The sequence below is a fragment of the Cyanobium sp. BA20m-14 genome, assembly GCF_024346295.1.
Genome location: NZ_JAGQCR010000008.1, coordinates 24,119 through 32,033 on the forward strand (window position 1 = coordinate 24,119; position 7,915 = coordinate 32,033).

Annotated in this window: 11 protein-coding genes; 2 read left to right on the plus strand and 9 right to left on the minus strand. The window is 65.3% G+C overall.

Annotation, left to right across the window (positions count from 1 at the left end; all coding sequences use genetic code 11):
- The first annotated feature begins 26 nt into the window (after positions 1-26).
- On the plus strand, positions 27-839 hold the full coding sequence (locus tag KBZ07_RS01780) for a metal ABC transporter permease (protein WP_254930001.1): 813 nt from the start codon (positions 27-29) through the stop codon (positions 837-839).
- On the opposite strand, the gene KBZ07_RS01785 is transcribed toward KBZ07_RS01780, so the two are convergent.
- From KBZ07_RS01785 to KBZ07_RS01810, 6 genes are all read right to left on the minus strand, one after another.
- Positions 825-2,144, minus strand: coding sequence for a hypothetical protein (locus KBZ07_RS01785; RefSeq protein ID WP_254930002.1), 1,320 nt, complete (start codon positions 2,142-2,144; stop codon positions 825-827). The genes KBZ07_RS01780 and KBZ07_RS01785 overlap by 15 nt on opposite strands.
- Positions 2,141-2,818, minus strand: coding sequence for a TIGR03943 family putative permease subunit (locus KBZ07_RS01790; RefSeq protein ID WP_254930003.1), 678 nt, complete (start codon positions 2,816-2,818; stop codon positions 2,141-2,143). Before KBZ07_RS01790 ends, KBZ07_RS01785 begins: the two co-directional genes overlap by 4 nt.
- Positions 2,818-3,774, minus strand: a complete 957-nt coding sequence (locus tag KBZ07_RS01795; RefSeq protein WP_254930004.1) for a permease — start codon at positions 3,772-3,774, stop codon at positions 2,818-2,820. The genes KBZ07_RS01790 and KBZ07_RS01795 overlap by 1 nt, the downstream gene beginning before the upstream one ends.
- 36 nt (positions 3,775-3,810) lie before the next feature.
- Positions 3,811-4,236, minus strand: a complete 426-nt coding sequence (locus KBZ07_RS01800; protein ID WP_254930005.1) for a hypothetical protein — start codon at positions 4,234-4,236, stop codon at positions 3,811-3,813.
- Positions 4,236-4,463, minus strand: coding sequence for a hypothetical protein (locus KBZ07_RS01805; protein WP_315859955.1), 228 nt, complete (start codon positions 4,461-4,463; stop codon positions 4,236-4,238). The genes KBZ07_RS01800 and KBZ07_RS01805 overlap by 1 nt, the downstream gene beginning before the upstream one ends.
- Before the next feature lie 72 nt (positions 4,464-4,535).
- Positions 4,536-5,000: a 6-carboxytetrahydropterin synthase gene (locus tag KBZ07_RS01810; RefSeq protein ID WP_254930006.1), complete on the minus strand. Its 465-nt coding sequence runs from the start codon at positions 4,998-5,000 to the stop codon at positions 4,536-4,538.
- On the opposite strand from KBZ07_RS01810, the gene hisIE reads away from it, so the two are divergent.
- Positions 4,999-5,715, plus strand: a complete 717-nt coding sequence (gene hisIE / locus KBZ07_RS01815; protein ID WP_254930007.1) for a bifunctional phosphoribosyl-AMP cyclohydrolase/phosphoribosyl-ATP diphosphatase HisIE — start codon at positions 4,999-5,001, stop codon at positions 5,713-5,715. The genes KBZ07_RS01810 and hisIE overlap by 2 nt on opposite strands.
- A gap of 8 nt (positions 5,716-5,723) precedes the next feature.
- Here the strand turns inward: hisIE and KBZ07_RS01820 are convergent, their stop codons facing one another.
- The 3 genes from KBZ07_RS01820 to KBZ07_RS01830 all read right to left on the minus strand — a co-directional run bounded on the left by KBZ07_RS01820 (position 5,724) and on the right by KBZ07_RS01830 (position 7,753).
- A complete protein-coding gene (locus KBZ07_RS01820) occupies positions 5,724-6,482 on the minus strand; it encodes a phycobilisome rod-core linker polypeptide (RefSeq protein ID WP_254930008.1) in 759 nt (252 codons plus the stop codon).
- Between the two features lie 105 nt (positions 6,483-6,587).
- Positions 6,588-7,175: a peptidase gene (locus KBZ07_RS01825; protein ID WP_254930009.1), complete on the minus strand. Its 588-nt coding sequence runs from the start codon at positions 7,173-7,175 to the stop codon at positions 6,588-6,590.
- Positions 7,176-7,264: 89 nt separating this feature from the next.
- Positions 7,265-7,753: a DUF2214 family protein gene (locus KBZ07_RS01830; protein ID WP_106502844.1), complete on the minus strand. Its 489-nt coding sequence runs from the start codon at positions 7,751-7,753 to the stop codon at positions 7,265-7,267.
- Positions 7,754-7,915 lie beyond the last annotated feature (162 nt).

Sequence of the window (7,915 nt, forward strand, 5' to 3'; positions counted from 1 at the left end):
TGGCTGGGGCGTAGTTCGCTGATCCTATGGAGACTCTTTGGTGGCTGCTGCCCCTGGTGCTGGCGCTGGTGATCGGCGGCCTCTGCCCATTGGCCGGCACCTTGCTGCTGGTGCAGCGGCGCCTGTTCCTGGCCAATCTCGTGTCGCACGCGGTGTTGCCGGGTTTGGCCCTGGCGCTGGCCCTGCGGCTTGATCCGGGCCTCGGTGGGGTGATCAGCGGCCTAGCCGGTGCCCTGTTGGCGGAGCGGCTCAGCCGTGGTGATCGTTCTGGGGAAGGGGGCGATGAGGCGGTGCTCAACACCGTGCTGGCTGGCTTTCTCGGTTTAGGGGTGCTGTTGATTCCCCTGCTGCACATCCGGGTCGATCTGGAGGCGGTGCTGTTTGGCGATCTGCTGGCCGCCGCTCCTGCCGACCTGCTGCGCAGCCTGCTGGCCCTGGTGGCAGTGCTGCTGCTGCTCGCCTGGCGCTATCACCACTACGTGTATCTGGGGGTGGATCCCCTCGGCGCCGCCAGTGCTGGTTTGCCGGTGCAGCGGCTGCGGCTACTGCTCACCCTGGTGACGGCCTTCACGGTGGTGAGCGCCATGACCGCCGTGGGGGTGGTGCTGGTGATTGCCTTGATGGGTGCTCCGGCCCTAGTGGCTTTGGCTGGAGCCGCCAGCCTGCGCCGAGCCCTCTGGCGCTCAGCCCTGGTGGGTATGGGGATCAGCGGTGGCGGCTTTCTGTTGGCGATCCAGCCAGCTGTGAACCTGCCGCCCGGTCCCTTGATCGGGGTGCTGTGCATGGGCCTGCTGCCCCTGGCCTCACTGCAGCACCGGCGCCTATCAGCCAGCGGGTAGCCACAGGGCCAGGCGCACCGGCTTGGCCAGGGGTTGCAGGCTGAGGCTGCTGCCATCCACCAGCAACGGCTTGGCGTGGCTGCCTGAGCGCAGGGTGAGCAGCAGCTGCTGGCGGGTGGGATCAAACAACATCGGCGCTGCCGGCTCCACCTCCCAGCCCTTCAAGGAGCGTTGCTTGAGCAGTTGGCCGCGGCGATCGAGGGCCAGCATCAGGGGCTGGGATCCCTGCGCCCAGTTGCTCACTACCAGCCAGACCCGATCCCCACCCCGGTCGCAGGCGCTGGCCAGGACGGCTTCGCTGCCGATCCAAAGCTGCCGCGGCGGTTGACCCGGCTCCACCAGCTCTAGGGAGCGCCGGTAGTCGGGCCAGTGCCGCACAAGTAGGGCGCGGCCGCTCACGGGGCAGAAACTGCTGAGCTCCCTACTGCCGGGCAGCAGCTGGCGCCGGCGGGGCTGGCCCGGCAGGTTGTGCAGGGTGAGGCCTTCCAGTTCAGGCACCACCACCCCGCCTCCCTCGGGGATCAGCTGCATGGGGCCAGAAGCAGAGTGGGGCAGGGGCCATTGGCGCCCCTGGGCGGTACGCACGCTGGTGCTCCCCGGATCCAGGGCGGTGGTGGACGATTGCACCAGCAGGTCGCCGCGTCGGTTGCTACTCAGGTGGGCAAACAGCAGGGCTGCGTCGTCTAGGGGTTGAAGCCCACCCGCCACCGGTTCCGAGAGGCGCCGCGGTTCGCGCACCAGGTTGTGTTGCTGCAGCGGCAGCAGCCAGAGACGGTGGCTGCCCATGCCATCACCACTGAGCACGGCCACACCGGCACCGTTGCCGAGGGGCTGCACTTGGGCCAGCTGCGGCCACACCGGGGTTAGCGCCTGCCAGCTGCCATCGCGCCGTTGCAGCTGCAGCTGTTCGCCGCCGGCCACGGGCACCACCGCCAGCAAGCGCGGCCGGGGGTCCCAGAGCCACTGCTGGCGGCCCAGGGGCAGGTTGCGGCGGTCGACCCCTGCCAGCAGCAACCGCAATGGTCCGGGGATGGTTTGGCCTGGAAGCAGCAGCAGGCGCAGGGGGTTGCTTTCCCCCAGCCACAGCCAGGCCAGCTGGGGCTGCAGGCTGCTGGAGCCCACCAGGCTGGATCTGCTCATCGGTCGGCTGAAGCGCAGGTCTAGGGCTGCTGGACCGGAGCTGGCGCTGCTTGACTCCAGCTCCAGCAGCCGTGGTGGGCGTCGTAGCAGTAGTTGTTGCTGCAGCAAGGCCAGGGCGACTCCTGCCGCCAGCACCAACGTGATCCGTTGCCCCGTTGCCGTCATGGTTCCAGGGGGCGCTTGGGCCGGGCAATCGGAGTGATTCGCTGCGCTACCACCACGCTGCGGCTCTGGCCGTTGCCTTCTTCAATAGCCATGGTGCCTTCCACCGCCAGCCATTGATCCGCCCGGGGCGGCGGGCCGGCAGGCCAGCGCACAGGCAGGCCCACCGGGGTGGCATCGGCGAGACAACAGCGCACCAGCAGCCTGGCCAGCTGGGGGGGCTCACCCGGCTGGGGCAAGACAAAGCCGCTGATCCGCACGGGATCACCCGCGTAGAGGCTGGGGTCGGGTTGGCTGCGCAGCAAGCGCACCCAATCGGTGAGGCTGCGCTGGGCTGGCGGCAGCACGAAGCTCAGCTCAGCCTCATCGCCCAGCTCGGCGGGCCGGTTGGCGGCCAGGGTGCTGAAGGAGGGGTTGGGGGGAATCGCCAACACCAGCAAAGCCACTGCGGCGCTCAGCCACCAGATTTTTGGGATGGCTTGGCGTCGCGATGGGGCTGGGCTTTCCTTGCTCCTTAGAGCCAGTTCAGCCAGCAGCAGGCCAGCCAGCAGCAGCAATGCCACACCGCTCAGCGCCACCAGTGGGTGGAAAACGCCGCTGAGCAAGAGATCCAGCCTGCCGCTGAGGCTGCTTTGCAGCAGCACGGCTCCCCACAGCCCCAGGGCGAAGGCGCGCATCACAGCCGCAGCAAATTGACCCATTGCCCCAGCACCAGCACGGCCACCGCTGCGGCGGCACTGGTGAGGGCGATGGCCTTGGGCTTAAACAGCACCCGGAACAGTCCCAGCAGCTTCAGGTCGACCACCGGGCCCAGCACCAGAAAGGCCAGCAGCGCTCCCGGGGTGACCTGGGCAGCGAAGCCAAGGGCAAGGAAGGCATCGACGCTGGAGCAAACCGAAACCACCACCGCCAGCAGCATCAGGCTCAGCACAGAGATGGTTGGAGCCCCCCCCACCGCCAGCAGCCAGCTGCGCGGCAGCAAGGTCTGCACCGTGGCGGCGATGGCACAACCCAGCACCAGCAGGGCGGCCAGATCGAGAAATTCGCGGCTGCCGTGCTGGAGCACCTCCTGCAAGGGCGGCCGCGCCACCTTGACGGGCTGCACCTTGGCGCCGATGGCACCCACAATTCCGCTGCGACGCTCCAGCAGCCCCACCTGGGTCAAGGGCTGACTCAGCCGCCGTTCTTCAAGCAGCACTGGATCTAGTAATTCGGCCTCGGGCAGCAGGCGCAGCACCGTGGCCAGCAGCACCGCCAGCAGCAGGGCTGCTCCGGGGCGGGCCGCCAGCAGCCAGGGTTGGTTGGGGAAGGCGGCCCAGGTGCTGGCCAGCACGATTGGATTCAGCACCGGCGCGGCAAACAAAAAGCCCAGGGCCGTAGCAACCGGCGCACCACCGGCCAGCAGCCGCCGCGCCACCGGCACATTGCCGCATTCACAAGCGGGCAGGGCAAAGCCAAGGGCGGCACCGGTGAGGGGCCCCAGCAGGGGGTGGGCTGGCAGCTGCCGCAGCCAGGCACCTCCAGGGGCCAGCCAGCGGGCCAGGCTGGCGATACCGACGCCAATCAGCAGAAACGGCAGGGCTTCGAGCAGCAAACCCTGAAAAATTGCCCAGGCGGTCGCCAGCTGTGCCAAGAGCAACCCGCAGGGATGGCCATCATGGACGCTGATTCAGGGCCTTTGGCTTTGCGCAGCTGGGGGTGGCTCGAGCTCGGGATGGGTGGCGCAGGGCATCCACATCGAACCCATCGCATGGACGCCGTTGCAGCCCAGCTGTTTGGCTTTGATCAGGGCTTCCTGCTTGCTTGGGTAGGCGTAGATATTTGGGGTATGGGTTCCGGTGGCCGCTTGGTGGTGCTGGTGGGGGGTGCTGGCTCCGGGGTTCCAGATACCCATCACATTGACGCCAGCCACCACGATGCCCATGCCCACCACGCAGATATTGATCACCCCCATGCCCACGGCACCGAGGCTCAGCACGCCCATCGGCACCACCCCAATGCTCACGACCCCCATTGGCACGATGCCGATCGAGATGATGCCCAGGGGTGCGATGCCGATGGCCAGCAGCTTGGGTTTGTCGCCGCACTTGGGCATTAATGAGCCGGCGTATGGCTGCCATGGCCATCGCCATGTTTGGCGCAGGGCATCCATTTATCGCCCATCTGGTGCGCTCCGGTGCAGTGGAAATGTTTAGCGGCTTTTTCGGCCGCGGCCTTGCTGGGATATAGCGCCTGAACCCCACCTCCACCTGGGCTGGTCTGAGCCAGGGCGGCAGCGGGCAGCATCAGGGCAGCGGTCAGCAGTTGGAGCAAGCGGCCCATCGGGCGGTGGCGGTTCATTGAGGCGCAAGATAGGAGCCCCGCGCCCCTGGCCCAGTCATTGCTGGCTTGATGTCAGGGTTTGAACCACCCGGGAAGGGCTTCAAAACAGGCGGCATTTTTCTCGTTTTCCCTCGCCTCCACCTTCCAGCAGCAGCTGCGGCCGCTGTCGCGGCCGTGCAGCAGTTCGTTTGCCCAGCCCCACACCAGCTCCGCGCTGGCCTCCATGCCCACATTGGCCATCACGCGCAGGTCGAGGGCGCCCTGGTCGTGCAGCTGGCGCCAGGTGGAGAGGAGGGGGTCATCGGCATTGGCCAGAAAGGTGTGGTCGAATTGATCTGCCAGCCGGGCTTCGAGCTCTTTCAGGCTGGAGAAATCCACCACAAATCCACAGTCGTCGAGTTCATTGGCCCGAAACCAGAAGCTAAAACTGCGGCTGTAACCATGCACGAAGCGGCAGTGGCCCTGGTGGCGCCATTGGCGATGGCAACAGGGATAACCGCTGAAGGTTTTACTGCAGCTGTAGGCCGGAGTGGGCATGGGTCAGGATCGGGACAGCAGCAGCGCAAGGGCCTTGTCAGCAGTATTTCAGCCCCCAGACCCTCAATTCATTGGGGCCTTGCGCTTCAACGAAGCTGGTTTGATCCCCGCGGTCGCCCAGGACTGGCTCGATGGCGCCGTGTTGATGGTGGCCTGGATGAACCAGGAGGCGATCGAGCGCACCCTCGCCAGCGGCGAGGTGCACTACTGGAGCCGCTCGCGCCAGGAGCTATGGCATAAGGGGGCTACCAGCGGCCATATCCAGCAGCTCAAGGGCCTGCGTTACGACTGTGACGCTGACGTGCTGCTGCTCAGCATTGAGCAGAGCGGCGATGTGGCCTGCCACACCGGTGCCCGCAGCTGCTTTTACGACAACGGTCCCGAGCCCACGGCCGGGGGGCCATCGGCCGCTCAGCCGCCGGCAGATGTTTGCACCGAACTAATGCGGGTGATCGAAGGGCGGCGCGACCTTCCCGAGCCCGGCAGCTACACCAACAAATTGTTGGAGGGGGGCGACAACCGCATCCTCAAGAAGATCGGGGAGGAGAGCGCCGAATTCGTGATGGCCTGCAAGGACGACAACGCCGCCGAGATCGCCGCTGAAGCGGCCGATATCGTCTTCCACCTGCAGGTAGCCCTTGCCCACCACGGAGTCAGCTGGCGGCAGGTGCAGCAGGTGCTGGCCGCCCGCCGCGGCGCGCCCCGGCGGGACTGAGGGCCGCCTCAGCCTGTGCTGAGCATGGCCGCAGCAATCCAGATCACCAGGCCGGTAAGCACGAAGCCTCCAGTTGCCACGGTGTATTGCCAGATAGCTTGGACCCTTGGTGTGGGCTGGCCTTCCAGCCAGGCTGGGCGGGCCCAGCCGCCGCCGTCTGTCCAGGGGTTTAATCCTCCAGTGGGCGCGCGCCTGGCCATTGCCTCACGCCAGTAGGAGTCGTATCGGGGGGCTTGCTGGTTGAAGGGCATGGTGCCTACGTCCTGGCCGGGAAGTACCCGCGAGCGCTGAAAAGGCACCAGGTTGTCGCCGAAGTTGTCGCGGTATTCGTCGGAATTTAGTAGCGCGTCAACAAACTTGGGCAGACCCTGCTCGGCGATCACGATCGACCAGGCGATCTGTTCAGCTTGGCCATGCACCGGTCGGCCAAATACCCGACCCACCACCTGTTCCACCACCCTGTAATTGCTATTGCAGCGATAAAAATCCCTCTGAAACTTCTCCGAGAGCAGGAGTTGGCGGATGAAGTCGCGGGTGCTGATCTGACCGGAGCGCAGCTGGGATTCCAGCACCGCATCACGGTCCACTTTGAAGGCGTGAAAGTAGATCTGACGGTAGGCCTGCTCAATCACAGCATCGGTGGCTGCCGGATCCCGCACCAGGCAAGTGGTGTCGATCTGGCGGGGGCTTTCCTCACCGGCGGCCAGAAAGCTGCTGACACGAGCGCTGTTGGTGAGTGGCTTGGTGGCCAGAACGGGCAAGGGCACAGGGCTGAAAAATCCTCAAGGCGAGCAACGTATAAGTTTTTTCAAGCGCTCTTTAAAAGATTCGTTGGATTATCAGACAACTTGACAATGCGCAACATTGCGCAATTAATGGCAGCCGACCTGGTCCCCGGCTGCAGTTGAGTCACTGCCTGGAAGACCGGGCTGCTGTTGCAGCCACATAAAAGTGGCCCGATCCCGGGCCGTGAGTTGCAGCACGGGGGTTGGCCCGGGCACGCCCGCCATGGCGTCTTGGGGCTGATCACTGTGTCCCCACATCCCGAAGGCGTGGCCAAGTTCGTGCAGGGCCGTGGCCTGGATGGCGTCCGGTCGCTGCCCAGGGCTGATGCTCACCAGTACCCGCGGTTCGATTTTTGGGGGGTCGCCTGGCTTGTTCGTCGCCAGAGCTAGCTCGGCTCGGCCATGGCTGGCCCGGCCCCGCTGCAGAGGTGGCCGGCGCCTCAATATCTGTACTTGGGCCGATTCCCTGCTTTCGCTGCGGTGAATCGTGACCAATTCAGCCCAGCTTGCCAGCGCCGCTTCCACGGCTTGCAGCCAAAGCTGATCCCAGCGGGCGGCAGGCCCGTCGGCTGCGGCGGGCTCGATCCACACGCACCAACTTTGACGCTTGGGCCAGCCGTGGGGTGTGGGAACCAGCAGCTGGCGGTAATCACCCCCAGCTGCTTCGGCTGTCAAGGCCCTGGCTGGAAAAAGCGCCAGAGCAAGCACCAGGCCGCAAGCCGGGAGGCTCGCTCGATTTAATCGCCGGCTTAATCGCCGCAGCATCAGGCAGGCAGGCCGACGCCGCGGGCCATCAAGGTGGCTAGTAGGGGCACAAGGGCAAAGCCCACCAACTCAATATTGAGAATCCAGCCCAGACGGGTGGCGAGAGCTTCGCTTACTTGGGGCAGCTCGCCCTTGCGCAGCGGGATGGCCCAGAGGATGTAGGTGATGGTGGGGTACAGCGACAGCCCTCCCACCCCTAGATAGAGCCCAACCTTCCACCAGAACAGGGGGTTCTCCGTATAAAACTCGCTTCCCTGGCCGAAGTACAGAACCCGCAGAATCCCGCTCACAAGCAGGGCAAGGGCTGCCAGGCCATACACCACATCGGTGATCACCATCAAGGTGGCATCGGCCTTGTTTGGATTTGGCTTGATCAAGCGCCGCTCAAGCACCAAGGCGCCAAAACAGAGCATGAAGCTCACGTAGTGCACGTAGGCCACCCCAGCGCGGGAGAGCACTTCAGGGGGGATGGCAGCCAAGCCAGGCATATGTAGTAGGCAAATCTCGGCAACCGTAACCGGCCGGTCAGCTGGCCTGCTGCCCTGCCCAACAGGGAGCTGAAATCAGCAGCCATTGTGAAAGTTGAACAAGCACGGGAATTGAGGGGAATTTTGAAAGTCGGAAGCTTTTTTGTTAGTCCGTTTGTGCTT

What these genes read in the sequence shown, in the direction of transcription:
- KBZ07_RS01780 (WP_254930001.1), top strand. Translation starts at nt 27, where the DNA reads ATGGAGACTCTTTGGTGGCTGCTGCCCCTGGTGCTGGCGCTGGTGATC.
- KBZ07_RS01785 (WP_254930002.1), bottom strand. Translation starts at nt 2,144, where the DNA reads ATGACGGCAACGGGGCAACGGATCACGTTGGTGCTGGCGGCAGGAGTC.
- KBZ07_RS01790 (WP_254930003.1), bottom strand. Translation starts at nt 2,818, where the DNA reads ATGCGCGCCTTCGCCCTGGGGCTGTGGGGAGCCGTGCTGCTGCAAAGC.
- KBZ07_RS01800 (WP_254930005.1), bottom strand. Translation starts at nt 4,236, where the DNA reads ATGCCCAAGTGCGGCGACAAACCCAAGCTGCTGGCCATCGGCATCGCA.
- KBZ07_RS01805 (WP_315859955.1), bottom strand. Translation starts at nt 4,463, where the DNA reads ATGGGCCGCTTGCTCCAACTGCTGACCGCTGCCCTGATGCTGCCCGCT.
- hisIE (WP_254930007.1), top strand. Translation starts at nt 4,999, where the DNA reads ATGGGTCAGGATCGGGACAGCAGCAGCGCAAGGGCCTTGTCAGCAGTA.
- KBZ07_RS01810 (WP_254930006.1), bottom strand. Translation starts at nt 5,000, where the DNA reads ATGCCCACTCCGGCCTACAGCTGCAGTAAAACCTTCAGCGGTTATCCC.
- KBZ07_RS01830 (WP_106502844.1), bottom strand. Translation starts at nt 7,753, where the DNA reads ATGCCTGGCTTGGCTGCCATCCCCCCTGAAGTGCTCTCCCGCGCTGGG.